This window comes from Acinetobacter equi, assembly GCF_001307195.1.
Taxonomy (GTDB): domain Bacteria; phylum Pseudomonadota; class Gammaproteobacteria; order Pseudomonadales; family Moraxellaceae; genus Acinetobacter; species Acinetobacter equi.
Genome location: NZ_CP012808.1, coordinates 2165665 through 2180705, shown reverse-complemented (window position 1 = coordinate 2180705; position 15041 = coordinate 2165665). Strand labels below are relative to the sequence as shown.

Here is a 15041-nt window from a genome sequence, read left to right as displayed (position 1 = left end):
AAATTATGAACATAGATCCTCTCTAAATTGCTTCATTTTTTGTAAACACTCTTTTTTTCTTTCACCAATTTTATACATCGCACCTTTCGCATAATTTTCTAAACTGACTAAATCATCATAAATTAATACTTCATCTTTAATCTTTTGAACAAACATTTCATGTTCATAAGGATCAAATTCATCAATATAATCAATTCCCATAAACTCAAGTTTTTGTTTCACTGTTTGATATTTTCTATTCAGTTCAAAAAAATCATTTTCGTATTTTTCATATAAATCAAGTTGTTCTTGATTTTTTTCTGTCAACTTATGAAGTAGTTGATTATCAGTACTTGTTCCCGTTGAACTTAAAACATTTTTTTGTATAGTATAGATTCTTGAAAAACGATGAAATGCATTGGCATAAATATCTGAGATTGCAACCTCTGCTTCAAGTAATAAATCCATTTCATAAATAAAAGTTTGATGCTTTTTCCATGTTTTCCATGTCTTAAAAACAATCCATACTCCAAATATTGTTGCAAAACCAGCAATTACAACAAGTACTCCTGCGATTAGAGTTACCCAATCCGATATCAAATTAAACATAGCTCAATCATCATTAATAAAATTTAATTTTTTGTCTTCAATCACTAACTTATTAATCTCAAGATCAAAAGTCACATGATTTTTATATAATTATACGGAATGTTTGACAGTAAATCATACCAACATGAAATCACCTTATCATTTTTAATTTTTTACCAAAATACAAATTTGTAGAAATAATCAAATCATTAGTACAAATGAAGTCTTTCTATTATCTCAAAACAATATATTTTTATAGTATATAAAGTGTAATTTTTAATTTAACTTAATAGACTATTACTTATTCAACCATACAAACACAGCAATAACGGTGTTACACAAACTTAAGTGCTTAAATGTGAATCGTACATAAAGATATAAATTTATTATGTTTGTTTAATTAAATTATAATATTAGAAAAATATTTATTGTTCTAACTAACAATATACTCAAATTCAATTGCGCTTTAAGATTAATAAATTTTAAATTTGAATATTATCTTGTTGTAAAATCTTCTGAAAATTATTCCTCACATTATTTTTATTATTTATTTTTCACCTTTTAAATAACATTGTATGCAACTTCACCTTATTAAAATATAATGTATAAAATTACCTTTCAAACTTATGATTTTTAACAGATTATTCACCAAAAATATAAATAAACTTACAATCTATTTTTCAATATTATTCATCATGTTAATTACTAACTCAATAACTTAACAGGATGTAAAAAATGAAAAAAGCAAGAGGTTTAAATACGATTTTTCAACTTTCAGCACTATCATTTTTATTAGGCTACTCAACAATTTCAATAGCAGGCTCTGTAAGTGTATGTACTGGTAATAATACAGCGATCGGGGAAACTTCAGGCGGAACACAAACTAGTTCAAACTGCCGAGGAGAATTAGGAGTTGGATTATATGAAGACTTTACATCAGTTTTTACTGGTGAAAATAGAGCTGCTTTAGGTGTTGGTTTAAATGGTACTGGAGATGATCCCGGTAAAATTTTAATTTATGCACCAAATGGTACAACAATTAGTTCATCACTTAATATGTCTAATTCAAATATCAATAATGTTGCAACTGGTGTTGCTGACACAGATGCTGTCAATGTAGGTCAATTAAATACTGTATCTCAAGAAAAAGCAGATGCTGCTGTAGAAACTGCAAATAATTATACTAATTCTCAAGTAGAAATTGCAGAAAGCAATGCTAATGCATATACAGATACGAAAGCACAAGAAACACTTGATAATGCATATGCTTATGCAGATGTCCTATTCCAAAGCAGTAATTCAGGTGCTGGATATGATCAATTAAGTAACAGTTTAAACCGTCTAGATCGTGACTTAAGAGAGCTTAAATCGGAAATGCAGGAAGGCCTAGCTATGTCTGCTGCTATGGCAGGTCTATTTCAACCATATAGTGTGGGTAAATTTAATGCAACAGTTGCAATGGGAGGCTACGGCAGTAAAGGTGCCGTTGCAGTTGGCTCAGGTTACAGATTTACAGAAAATGTAGCTGTCAAAGCTGGGGTAGCAACAATCGCAAATAATGGTAAAGCAAGTTATAACGTTGGTATGAACTTTGAATGGTAATGTAAAGTATCGCTAATTTAACAAAGGCAAACTCTGTTTGCCTTTGTTTTGATATTAAAAAAATGTGTTAATAATAAATAATTCTAATGTTTCAAACTCACTCATCAAAATTATGACTTAATATTATCTTTAACCAAGTGTATAACATCCGAATAACGACCTTCTAGGATTGCTTTTGCACTATACAGAGCCATACTTGTCACATTTTCCCTTTCAATTATTGGTGGAACAATTAACTCATTAGGGCTTGTTTTTACACTTAATAAAGCAGGACCATCGTGTGCTAAACATGCTTTTACAGCGGCATCTAGATCTTTTCCATGCTCAATTGTTTCTGCATAAAACCCCATACCTTTTGCAATCATTGCTAAATCACCATTATGTAAATCTGTATAACGGTTAATTAGACCTTCCCCTTTTTGTTCTAACTCAACAAAATCTAGTGCGCCATTATTTAGAACAAATATTTTAACTGGCAATTTCTCTTGATAAGCCGTTAATAAATCACCTAAAAGCATGGTAAGACCACCATCGCCTGAAATAGAAACCACTTGTCTTTCAGGAAAAGCTTTTTGTAAGCCTAAAGCTTGCGGCATTGCATTTGCCATGGTTCCATGTTTTAAGCTTGTTAATGTTCTACGCTCACCATTTACATGAATATGACGACTCATCCAAACCATTGCCGAACCGACATCAGCTGTAAATATAGCATCATTTTTTGCATAATTATCAATTAATTCAATCAAATACTGTGGATGAATTGGCCCAGTATTTTCAATATCCGCACGTTCGTCTAATTTTCGAATAGAGTGACAATATAATCGAACATGATGTTCTAAAAATTCACGATCAGTTCTTGGTTTAAGTAACGGTAATAGTGCTTTAATTGTTTCTTTAATTTCTCCAACTGCACCATATTCAATTGGATGACGCAAACCTAATTGTGTTGCATCATGATCAATTTGAATAATTTTAGCTTGCTCAGGATAAAACTGTGACCATGCGAAACCACATCCTAGCAATAACAATGTGTCACAGTGCTTAATCATTTCAAAAGCACCTTTATTTCCAAACATACCTGTCATCCCAACATTATAGGGATTTTGATATTCAACAAAATCTTTTGCTCTAGATGTATGAGCAATAGGTGCCTTCAATAATTCACCTAACTGTACCAGCTCATCATGTGCATACTGGCAGCCAATACCTGCATAAATACCAATTTTTTTACCTTGTTCAATAAGTGCTGCAATATGTTTTAATTCATCATCATTTGGTCTTAATATTGGTTTAGCTTGCCAAACTTTAATTGCGCCACTATCAGGAACAACTGCTTTACTCACATCTACAGGTAGAACAATAACTGCAACACCTTTTTTATTTATTGCTGCTTGTGCAGCTTGCGTAAACACACGACGAGCTTGTTTAGGATCTGTGACTTGCTGACAAAATACAGAACATTCTTTATAAATAGATACAACATCAACCTCTTGGGGAAATCCTGTTCCCAAGTTTTCACTTGCTAATTGACTCGCAATTAAAATGACAGGTGCATTATTTCGATGTGCTTCAAATATTCCATTAATAAAATGTAAACTACCTGGACCACAAGAACCTGCACATGCAGTTAAACGATCTGCAACAAAAGCTTCTGCACCTGCTGCAAATGCCCCTGCTTCTTCATGTCTCATATGAACCCATTCAATAGAACTTTGATAAATGGATTCCGTTACAAAATTTAGTGTATCCCCAACTACACCATAACAGTGTTTTACACCAGCTTGTTCTAAAACATCAACAAGAATATCTGATACTTTTTTTAGCTCCGCCATTTTTGTACCCTTTTCATATAAAGTCATTGATTACCCAGAAATGACTTAAATATTAATCATTAAGATGAATAATTATATTAACTTGCATTTCTTGAATAAGATGAAATTTATGGTTATTTTTATATAAAATATACAATAAAATGTAGATAAAACAATTGCTTTTTTTATTACTCTAGCATTACAATTTTTTGAAAATTTTTAAATAAATTTGTTCTAATTTAACTATATAGATTTCCCCCTAATGCATCAGATTGATGCGACATACGATCCACTTAAATAAATGATTTTTGCAGTAAATTAACAAGATCATGATTCATTTTTTTCTGATCTAATTGCCATAAGTAAATTTGTTCACTCGCTAACTCATTTTGCCCATCAGACTCACTTAAAAACTGTTTAAACCTACTTTGGTACTGATACGCGGAAACATCCCCTGTAATATCGGCACCAATTAGCTTTAAATGAGAAGTTTGAATTAACTGTTTTAAATGTTTAAATAAAAACTGTCCTTGATCCCAATTTGTTTTAACCTCAGTTTCAGATAATACATCTTTATCTATGGATAAATAACATGGAATATCAATAGAATTTAATTCATTTATAAAACTATGCATCAATGAATCTGCAGATTCACAATAATGAAAATTATGCTTTGCACCTAACCATTTCATCCATGTTGCATCTTGCTGAATACTCCAATAGTGAAGTTTTCCATTCATTAGTGGTGACCAATGGTTTTCCCATGCATGCTTTAAACTAATATCTGATGAACAAATACCAATAACATCAATACGCTGTATTTGAGGTAACCTGCTCGCCCAATACACCCAAGAACCACAATGTATACCAAATGGATAGCGCATATTATCTGGATGGTTATCACAAACAATTAAATGTATAGGGGCACTTATTCGGCTCAACAATAATTGCGTAATATGATGATAATCACCACTTCCCATAAGCACACAACCTAATTCATGGAATACTGGTAATTTATTACTCAATTCTTGTGATAATGCTTTAAAATTTTTCCACGAACATCCAAAGCGAATACGCTCTTGCCATCCAACTAAATCAATGACAAGTGAAGCATCAAAAGGCATTGTAGAATTATCAAAATTTAATACGACTGTGTTTCGATCATTCATCTTAACTACATCCTCATGATTTAAGTATTCAACTGAAACCACTTTTTATCTGCTTCAAATATATGTTTGATCGGCTTTAGTACTTGCCTCAAAATAGGCTGTCTAACCCATACTAGATGTGTTGTAAATGTAAATTTAGCCCCCAATTGAGCCTTTACTTCAGGATCTGTCCAACCTGCAATGTAGTATTTTAAATTTCGTTCTAAAGCGTAATCTAAATTAACAAACCAGCTGACAAAATATAAATTAAACTTCAAAGCCAACTCATAATTAAAACCAATATATTTATCAATTAAATTATCTTGATATTCATAGCATATGTTATAGCCTACTAGCTCTTCACCAAACCAATATAATGCAACACAACCACCACTTTCTGCATCTAGCAATATTTCATTAAAGAAATTAATTGTTAATAAATCAAAATGAATTTCACTTTGTTGATAAACAGAAAAATATAGTGAATATAAGTATTTACAAAATTCAACACTTTGAAATTTTGTTGTGCCAGTTTTCACCCACTCAATACGTAAATAATCTAAGCACTTGAGTTTTCGTTTTAAATTTTTTCTTCGACTTTTTGATAATTTAGATAAATAATCTTCTCTATTTATAAAATTAATAGGTACATAAGCTAATGCTTGCCCCTCAACCACAAAAAAACCTTGTTTTTTTGCATACTCAATTAAATTCTGACTATATTTATTTTCTAGATCAGACAACAATGGTGAGTTTAAGGGTAAATCTTTAATAATTGTTAATGACTGCTCCTTACCTATTTCTTTAAAGAGTCGAATTGCTTCATTTATATCTTTTTGTGCACATAATGGACTGTATTCCGTAACAGTCGTCCCCATAAAACATGTTTGAAAGGTGATAAAATTTTTCCACCTTTTATAACCATATATGTTTTCAATTTTTTTCTTTAATTTACTATCTAGCGTTGTTAATAAATTAAATTGCATTGTAAATGCAGGAATTTCTTTTTCTAAATATAATTCAAAATCTTGTGGTGGATGCTTTAAAAATGCATCCACCAAAGATTGAGGCTCTAATTGATTTAAAAATCTAGTCATTAGAAAACTAAATTTCCTTTTTTGCACGTATAAACAACTGATCAAGTAGAACCATTGCTTGATCAATTTCAGCACGTGAAATTTCTAATGAAGGTGCAAATGTAATTACATTTTTATAATAACCACCAACATCTAATACTAAACCACATTTTTGACCTTTGTATTCCAGTGTACCAGAAAGACCAATATCGACCATTTTATCTAATAATTCTTTATTCGGTGTAAATCCATCCGCCTGACAGACCTCTGCACGAAGAGCCAAACCGAGACCATCCACATCTCCAATTTCAGGATGACGCTTTTGTAAATCTTTTAAGCCTTCAAGAAAATATGCTCCGCTTTCCATGATTTGCTTTTCATAATCTTTTTCAGCCAACATGTTCATAACTTCTAAGCCCACAGCCGTACCTAAAGGATTTGAAGCAAATGTTGAGTGTGTTGAACCTACTGGAAAAACTTCAGGATTGATCATTTCCTCTTTAGCCCATAAACCTGCAAGTGGATTAAGACCATTTGTTAATGCTTTTCCGAACACAAGAACATCAGGAGTAATATTAAAATGTTCAAATGACCATAATTTGCCTGTACGGTAAAATCCCATCTGAATTTCATCAATAACTAATAAAATACCGTGATCATCTAGAACTTTCTTTAATCCAGTATAGAAATTTTTCGGTGGAATAACATAACCACCAGTTCCCTGAATGGTTTCAATATAAAATGCAGAAAATTCGCTTTCACGTACTTTAGGATCCCAAACACCGTGATACTCATTTTCAAATAAACGTGCAAATTCAACAATTAATTTATCTGCATATTCTTCAGCAGTCATACCTTTAGGACGACGAAATGGATATGGAAAAGGAATGAATTGTGCACGATCACCAAAATGACCATAACGACGACGATAGCGATAACTAGAGGTAATTGAAGAAGCACCTAATGTTCGTCCATGATATCCCCCCTCAAAGGCAAACATCCGACTTTTACCTTTGCAAAAATTACGAACAATTTTTAATGAATCTTCAATTGCCTGCGAACCACCAACGTTATAATGAATACGTCCTTTTACACCTGTTTTTTTCAATAAGTCTTCTGCAATGACTTTACTTAATTGAATTTTAGTTGGGTGCAAATACTGACTAGCAATTTGAGGGAGTGTATGAATTTGCTCAATCAATGCTTGATCTAAACGAGGATTTTTATATCCAAAATTGACAGCGGAATACCACATCTGTAAATCTAAATATTCTATTCCAGCATCATCATAAACATAGCTACCCTGACAATTTGTAAATATTTTTGGTGGATTCACATAATGAACTGTATCACCATATGAACAATATCTAGCCTCATCTTCTAAAAGCTGTTTTTCATTAATCGACATAAAATCACATCCTAAATTAAATTAAAGCTATCCAAATATATTTAAACAAATATCTAAAAACATTTATTTAAACTTATAAATAACCCACTTTATTAAATTAAATATAATATTGTTTAAAAACTATATAAAGCCCCTAAAGAAAAGTCATACTCCAACCTTTTATTCACAATAGGACTTTCAAACAACTGATTTGTTAAATAATTAAACTCAAAACCAAAAATAATATTCCACTTATTATTAACAAAATAAATACCATTTAATGACATATATGGATTAACAGAAGACTCTGGATTATAATTTCCAACATTATTTTCACCTCCCCCATAAATACCATAATAGTATTCATTATATTTTTGATCATTTCTCTTTAAGCCAAACTCAGGATAAAAAGTCCATAAATTACTTTTAATTTCTGCTAAATATGATGTTGTTAAAACCATTCCATTATGTCTAGATAATATATCCTTTGCGATCTGAAGCTTAAATCCACCATAAGATGTAATTCTCATATAGCTTGCACCTGCTAGAATTGACCACTTTCTTTTATTTAAATTTTGATATTCATCAGTAGGTACAAACTCTAATCCATCATAATATGCATTAATTCTGAACTCATTTTGATCATCTTGGTACAAATAAACACCAACCTCATCACCTTCAGAATAAAATGTATCATCATCATAAAAAACAACAGGCTTGAAACCAAAATTATATTTTTTTTCAACAAATTGATATGGAGAAATATTTAAATCAAGCATTCCTCCAACTGATAAACTTGGATTATCCTTTGCATACGATATTGAATAAATTAATGATACCAAGACAAAAGAAAATATATTAATTTTCAAATATACTATTTTATCTTTTATTATATCTTTCACAGAAAATCCATTTAAATCCAGTTAACACTTCAATGGCATATATTTTATTAAAAATAATAAACCAAAAAAAATAATTTAAAAATATAAACAAACAATTTCTTATATTAAAAAATTGATGCTTATTTTACTGTAATTATAAATTTATATTTTAATAAAAAGATATATAAATTAACAAAGCTATACAATGTGATATTTTTGTAAAAATTAAAATAACTTTACACTATTATTATATTTTCTTTATAGAATGCACACGTTCATTTATGTAAGTTCAATATTAAATTTTCGTGAGTATTTATGCTTAATTATGACCAAAATATATTTTTATCACACTCTATTCATATTTTATGTGATTTTGATGGCACAATAAGTTTAAATGATACTACGGATTTATTACTTAATCATTATGCAAAAGAAGGCTGGGAAGAAATAGAGAATCAATGGGAAAATGGTCTTATTGGTTCTCAGCATTGTATGCAAAATCAGATTGAACTTTTAGATATGTCAAAAAGTGAGTTTTATAATTGTTTAGATCAGATGGAACTTGATCTCAGTTTTATAGAACTATTATCGTTTTGTTCTGATTTTTCTATTCCTATTACAATTGTCAGCGATGGTTTAGATTTAGCCATTCACTATCTATTAAATAAATACAATATTTATAACGTTACAATTGTTGCGAATAAACTCATCCAACGTTCTGAAAAAACATGGTCGCTTGAATTCCCAAATGCCAGTCCATTTTGCATCAAAGAAAATGGAACATGTAAATGTAAAATTGCTGACCAATCCAATAAACCTACTATCATTTTAATTGGTGATGGTCGTTCAGATTTTTGTTTAGCTCACCAAGTGCAATTTATTTTTGCTAAATCTTCATTAATTAATTATTGCGAAGAACAAAACCTACCATTCAAACCTATTCATCAAATTTCAGATTCAATTCCACAATTACAGAAACTCATCCACTTAAATATGGTCAAAGCATGATTCAAGATAATACCTTTTATTTAGAAGGCAACCGAATTGGTATTTTGCTCATTCATGGTCTAACAGGTACCCCAAATGAAGTTCGAGGAATTGCTCGTACTTTTAATCAATCTGGCTTCAGTGTTTACGGTGTTCAACTAGCAGGACATTGTGGCAATATTGACGATTTGATTCAAACAAAGTGGGAAGACTGGTATGAAAGTGTTTGCCATGCTGCAAAAAAATTAAAGGCATCAACCGATTATTTTTTTATTGCAGGATTATCTATGGGTGCACTTTTGGCACTTAAATATGCTTCTGAACATCAGACAAATGGTATTATTAGTTATGCTCCAACATTTAAATATGATGGTTGGAGCATTCCGTTATGGTCTAAACTCATTGCACCGATTGCCTTACCGATCGTTTCAAAAACTAGTTATTTCAAACATCATACTTTTGATGAAGCTGAACCCTATGGCATTCACAATGAACAATTAAGACATCGTATTATTCACGCAATGAATAGTGGCAATAGTAGCGAAGCTGGTTTACCAGGAAACCCATGGTTTTCTCTCAATGAGTTACGTAAACTTTCTTACAATGTGCGACAAAATTTAAATAAAATTACTGCACCATGTTTATGCCTACATGCTTATGATGATGACATTGCTCACCGTCGTAATAGCGAGCTTATATACACTAGAGTTTCTGGCGATAAAAAACTAATCTGGTTATATAATAGTTATCATATGATCACAATTGATAATGACAGAAAGCAAGTTATTCAAGAGTCAATACAATTTATAAATGAATATACTCAACCAATACAAGTTACAAATCAATGAGCCCTATTGTTATTCTAGTGTGGATCATCACAATTGTTGTAGATACAGTCGGACAACTTGCATTTAAAGCTGCTGCAACTGAAAATAAAAATTTAGATGGCTTCAAACATTGGAAATTTATGCTTAAAAGACCTTGGCTATGGTTAGGTATTTTAAGCTATATATTTGAATTTATTGTTTGGCTTGCATTCTTATCTTTTGTGCCACTTTCTGAAGGCGTAATGCTTGGTAGTATTAATATTGTGGTCATTATGATTGCTGGTCGCTTATTTTTTAAAGAAAAACTTTCTAAAAATAGACTTATTGGCGTTGTTCTCATTACTTTAGGTGTCATGGTTGTGGGAGTTGGTACATGAGATCATTTTATATTATTGGATTCTTAGCCTTATTAAGCTTTGATACATTGGCTCAAATCAGTTTTAAATATGCCTCAATTTATGCATTACCAGTTACATTTGATATTGCATGGTTAACACGTATTTTTAGTCAACCTTGGATTTATGGTGCCTTTGTTGGCTATATTGGTGCTTTTTTTACATGGATGACATTGCTTAAATATGCACCTGTTGGCCCCTCTTTCGCAGCATCGCATTTAGAATTAATTAGTGTGACTTTATTTTCAATTTGGCTATTTAATGAACCACTTACCATTCCCAAAGTCATTGGAGCTACACTGATTATTGCGGGTGTTCTCTTTTTAGCAAAACAAGAGGATGATGATGAAAAAATTAAATCAACTGCTTAAATATGAAAACAGAATTAATGCAAACTGAAATTCCTCCTACAGCAGGTTTAGCTTTAATTTGGCAAGACTTTATTCATCATAAAAATTTGCGTTTAGGTGACGAAATTGCAAAACTTCTTCAAATTCCAACACCTGCTGAAACTTGCTCTGGAACAGTTGCATTTATTTTAAGCTTAGAAGTTTTATATGAGTTAAAACCTAATAAAAATCAAATTATAGTTCCTGCTTGGACTTGTCCCTTAGTTATACTTGCAATCGAAAAAATTGGCTTAATTCCTAAAATATGTGATTTAAATATTAATGCGCTCACGTTAGATCCATTATCTTTACAACAACTAATCAATGATTCAACTCTAGCTATTGTCATTACGCATTATGGAGGATTAGTTAACTCATTCCAAAATTGTGAAATTTTAGCTCGTGAATATGACTGTTTTCTTATAGAAGATTCTGCTCAGGCAATGGGCGCATTCAATAAAAATCAAAGTGTCGGCTTACGTGGAGACATTGGTTTTTTCAGCCTCGCTTTTGGTAAAGGTTTAACAAGTGCAGAAGGTGGTTTAGCTTTTAGTAAGCATCCTGAAATTCATCTGCGTATACATCAAAAAGCATCACAACTTCCTACAATAAATAAATGGGAAATTCAGCGCTGTATTGAATTATGGGGTTATTATTTTTTCTATCGACCACAATTTCTATCTTATTTCTACGGTCAACAATTAAGAAAAAATTTACAAAAAAATGATGAAATTTCAGCTGTTGGAGATAATTTTAGTCTAGATGATATTCCAATACATTCTTTAGGAAAATGGCGTAGTAAAGTTGCTGCAAAAGCTAGCATTCGACTAACAGACTATTGGAATTTTTTAAGAGAACAAGCTGAAACTCGTATCAAACAACTACAATTAATTTCATATTTATATGTATTTGAAGCTCAAGAAAATACTCACGCAACATTCCCTTTTTTAATAATTTTAGTTGATCATCCTATGCGCTGCCAAAAAATTTTAGATGACTTGTGGCAAAGTGGTCTAGGTATTACAAAACTTTTTGTCCGAGCAATTCCAGAATATCCAAATTTAACACATCTTAATTATAAAACACCGAATGCTCAAGACTTTGCTTCACGGTGTTTTACAATCACAAATACACATTGGCTATCTAATGAAATATTTCAACATATTTTACAAACACTCAAAAAGCATGAATCTTTTTAAATGATTTTTATCATTATTTTTTTATTCTCTTATCAATAAAAAATATCAAATAATATAGGCTAGTAACTTTTATAAAATGACTTAAAATGCTCTTATAACACTGTATCAAATTCCATTCGTTTAGCTGTTTTCAGTGCTATACCACGCCCAAACATTTTTGCAACTAAATACAAAGAAGTATGAATACCTGAAGAAATACCTGCAGATGTAATAATTTTATTTTCATCTACATATCTAACATTTTTAATTACATGTACTTTAGGATAATCCTTTGCTAATCGCTCCATATCCATCCAATGTGTTGTCGCATTTAAACGATCTAACAACCCAGCCTCAGCCAAAATAAAAGCACCTGTGCACACAGAAAATATAATTTTTGTGGTTTTATACTGCTCTTTCACCCATTGAAGTAATTTTGTATTATATAGCTCTATCATTTCAGCCCCATGCCCACCAGGGATAACCAAAATATCTATATTGGGAATATTATCTAACAAATACTTTGCATTAACTTCTAAGCCATTTCTTGCATAAATTTGTCTTTTTTCTGCGATTGTAAAAACATTAAATAATTTCTGCTCTTTTTCATTTGTTGTAATGGAGAAAACTTCAAATGGACCAGCAAAATCTAAAACTTCTACTTCATCAAACAAAAGTATTCCAACATCAATCATTTATATATCCCTATATTTATCAATAAAATAAAACAACTTTAACAACAATTTTTTTCATTACTACATTCTGTTGGTTTCAATATATCAATGATTGCTATTCTGATCTGCTCATTTATGTAAAAACACTTTCATTTAAGTTAAAAATCAAATAAATTTAAGTTTTATATGAAGCATAATATACATATATATTCCAATTTTTCATGATAGCCGTTGTATAATATCTAATCCATTCAGGGATTTTTCTCTTCGGTTCAGGTTTTTTTGTTTATGAAACAAGCTTTTGTATCTTCCATGCTTAAACCTTTTACATTACTTACATTATCACTCAGCTTAGTTGCATGTGGTAACGGATCATGGTGGTCTAATAACGACGAACCTCAACTAGATGCAAAACAAATTAAGCGTCTACTACCTTCTCGTGTGAATAATAAACAATCCTGGTCAGATGATATTTACGACATTGCAAAACAATTAGGTATTCCCCAAACTAAGCAAAATATGTGCAGTATTATTGCTGTTGTAGATCAAGAATCTAATTTTCATGCTGATCCTGAAGTTGCCGGCTTAGGTGCAAAAGCAGTAAAAGAAGTTGAAGAACGCTTAAATGAAAAATTCACTGATAAATTAGGAGATACAATCGGTAGATCTTTAGCTGACTATTTCCAAGAAGTTCTAAAAACTCAACCAAGCCCTGAAGATAACTATTTAAGCCAAATGCGTCGTGTAAAAACTGAACGACAACTAGATGAATTATACCGAGAAATTTTTGATTATATGTCTAAGCACTATCATGTTAGTGCATTGACGGGTGCAGCCAAATTAGTTGGGCAAGATTTTGGAGAAAAATTAAATCCCATTACCACTTTAGGCTCTATGCAAGTTCATATTTCATATGCAAAAGATCATAAACGCCAAAGTGGAAGCATTGCTGATTTAAGAACAGATTTATATAGCCAATTTGGTGGTCTTTATTATGGTATCCATCGTTTAATGATGTACCCTGCAACTTACGATAAGCCTATTTATCGTTTTGCAGATTATAACTCTGGTATGTATTCAAGTCGTAATGCTGCATTCCAAAGCATGATCAACGAACTCACAGATAATAAGTTATCTTTAGATGGTGACTTACTTTTATATAGTAAAGATGGCTCTCCAAAATCAACTCAAAGTCAATCTGAACGAGAGCTTATTGCAGTCTTTGCGCGAAATAATATTTTAGTTACTCCGCGACAAATTCGTTCAGATCTCAAACAAGAAAAAGAGGAAGATTTTGAAGATACAGCGACTTATCGTGCTGTGACAAAACTTTATACAAAAAAAACTGGTAAAGATCCAATATATGCAATTATGCCTGAAGTTGTTATTACTGGACCAAAACTCAGTCGTGACTACAACACAAATTGGTTTGCTACACGTGTTAACGGTCGATATGAAACATGCATGCAAAAAGCAAGACGCATAAAAATTTAGCACTTTTTGATTTTGATGGAACTTTGTGTCGTATTGATAGCTTCACAAAGTTTATCTTTTTTGCATTGCCTAAATTTGAAATTTATAAGAAAGGTATTATAATTTCACCTTGGATTAGTGCATATTATTTAAAAATCTATCCTGCACATTTAATGCGACCAAAACTTTTTTCAACTTTATTTAAAGCTCAATCTCAAGATAAAATTGAGGTCTTTGCTAAAAAATATGCAAAACTTTTACTAGAAAAATATCTAAATCCTGAGCTTTACAACCAACTTAAGCAACACCAAAAACAAGGTGATGAGATTGTTTTAGTTTCAGCCTCCATTGATATTTATCTAAAGCATATTTGTAAAGAGTTAGGCATTCATCTAATTTGTACAACCACTGAAATTCAGTCAAATCATTATACAGGTCAATATAGTAGTCCTGATTGTAGCAATGAACAAAAGAAAATTAGAGTATTAGAACAATACCAATTAGATCACTATCAGGCAATTTATGCTTATGGTAATAGTGAAGAAGATTTCTACCTACTTTCTTTGGCAGATTTTCCTTATTTAACAACAGAGCAAAAACCATTACCCCCCTTTTAAATAGCTAAAACATTTTCGTCATAAAAAAA

General features: G+C 31.1%; 15 protein-coding genes. 8 read left to right on the top strand and 7 right to left on the bottom strand.

Annotated features, from left to right (window positions below; genetic code table 11):
- Nucleotides 1-3: 3 nt before the first annotated feature.
- Nucleotides 4-588 (bottom strand): hypothetical protein, encoded by a 585-nt coding sequence (locus AOY20_RS10355; RefSeq protein WP_054581787.1) that lies wholly within the window; start codon nt 586-588, stop codon nt 4-6.
- 714 nt (nt 589-1302) lie between these two features.
- On the opposite strand from AOY20_RS10355, the gene AOY20_RS14765 reads away from it, so the two are divergent.
- Nucleotides 1303-2169, top strand: coding sequence for a YadA-like family protein (locus AOY20_RS14765; RefSeq protein WP_054581786.1), 867 nt, complete (start codon nt 1303-1305; stop codon nt 2167-2169).
- 110 nt (nt 2170-2279) lie between these two features.
- Here AOY20_RS14765 and AOY20_RS10345 read toward each other — a convergent pair whose 3' ends face one another.
- The 5 genes from AOY20_RS10345 to AOY20_RS10325 all read right to left on the bottom strand — a co-directional run bounded on the left by AOY20_RS10345 (nt 2280) and on the right by AOY20_RS10325 (nt 8493).
- Complete coding sequence (locus tag AOY20_RS10345) at nt 2280-4001, bottom strand: thiamine pyrophosphate-dependent enzyme (protein ID WP_054582587.1); 1722 nt, start codon at nt 3999-4001, stop codon at nt 2280-2282.
- A 272-nt stretch (nt 4002-4273) separates the two neighbouring features.
- A complete protein-coding gene (locus AOY20_RS10340) occupies nt 4274-5149 on the bottom strand; it encodes a hypothetical protein (RefSeq protein ID WP_054581785.1) in 876 nt (291 codons plus the stop codon).
- Nucleotides 5150-5169: 20 nt separating this feature from the next.
- Nucleotides 5170-6225: a peptidogalycan biosysnthesis protein gene (locus AOY20_RS10335; protein WP_054581784.1), complete on the bottom strand. Its 1056-nt coding sequence runs from the start codon at nt 6223-6225 to the stop codon at nt 5170-5172.
- Between the two features lie 7 nt (nt 6226-6232).
- Nucleotides 6233-7612 (bottom strand): aspartate aminotransferase family protein, encoded by a 1380-nt coding sequence (locus tag AOY20_RS10330; protein ID WP_054581783.1) that lies wholly within the window; start codon nt 7610-7612, stop codon nt 6233-6235.
- Nucleotides 7613-7725: 113 nt separating this feature from the next.
- A complete protein-coding gene (locus AOY20_RS10325; RefSeq protein ID WP_144424776.1) occupies nt 7726-8493 on the bottom strand; it encodes a MipA/OmpV family protein in 768 nt (255 codons plus the stop codon).
- Between the two features lie 294 nt (nt 8494-8787).
- Between AOY20_RS10325 and AOY20_RS10320 the strand changes: the two genes are divergently transcribed.
- From AOY20_RS10320 to AOY20_RS10300, 5 genes are read left to right on the top strand one after another with little or no spacing between them, the layout of a single operon-like run.
- On the top strand, nt 8788-9480 hold the full coding sequence (locus tag AOY20_RS10320) for an MtnX-like HAD-IB family phosphatase (protein WP_054581781.1): 693 nt from the start codon (nt 8788-8790) through the stop codon (nt 9478-9480).
- A complete protein-coding gene (locus tag AOY20_RS10315) occupies nt 9477-10307 on the top strand; it encodes an alpha/beta hydrolase (RefSeq protein WP_054581780.1) in 831 nt (276 codons plus the stop codon). Before AOY20_RS10320 ends, AOY20_RS10315 begins: the two co-directional genes overlap by 4 nt.
- Entirely contained in the window at nt 10304-10663 is a 360-nt protein-coding gene (locus AOY20_RS10310; protein WP_054581779.1) for an EamA family transporter, read from the top strand. The genes AOY20_RS10315 and AOY20_RS10310 overlap by 4 nt, the downstream gene beginning before the upstream one ends.
- On the top strand, nt 10660-11052 hold the full coding sequence (locus tag AOY20_RS10305; protein WP_054581778.1) for a DMT family transporter: 393 nt from the start codon (nt 10660-10662) through the stop codon (nt 11050-11052). Before AOY20_RS10310 ends, AOY20_RS10305 begins: the two co-directional genes overlap by 4 nt.
- A gap of 2 nt (nt 11053-11054) precedes the next feature.
- Complete coding sequence (locus AOY20_RS10300) at nt 11055-12269, top strand: DegT/DnrJ/EryC1/StrS family aminotransferase (RefSeq protein ID WP_227510333.1); 1215 nt, start codon at nt 11055-11057, stop codon at nt 12267-12269.
- 92 nt (nt 12270-12361) lie between these two features.
- Here AOY20_RS10300 and AOY20_RS10295 read toward each other — a convergent pair whose 3' ends face one another.
- Nucleotides 12362-12943 carry a DJ-1/PfpI family protein gene (locus AOY20_RS10295; RefSeq protein ID WP_054581777.1) on the bottom strand — a complete coding sequence of 194 codons (582 nt, stop codon included), beginning with the start codon at nt 12941-12943 and terminating at the stop codon, nt 12362-12364.
- Nucleotides 12944-13210: 267 nt separating this feature from the next.
- Here AOY20_RS10295 and AOY20_RS10290 point away from each other — a divergent pair, with 267 nt between their 5' ends.
- Complete coding sequence (locus AOY20_RS10290) at nt 13211-14416, top strand: DUF1615 domain-containing protein (RefSeq protein ID WP_054581776.1); 1206 nt, start codon at nt 13211-13213, stop codon at nt 14414-14416.
- A complete protein-coding gene (locus tag AOY20_RS10285) occupies nt 14383-15012 on the top strand; it encodes an HAD family hydrolase (protein ID WP_054581775.1) in 630 nt (209 codons plus the stop codon). The genes AOY20_RS10290 and AOY20_RS10285 overlap by 34 nt, the downstream gene beginning before the upstream one ends.
- Nucleotides 15013-15041 lie beyond the last annotated feature (29 nt).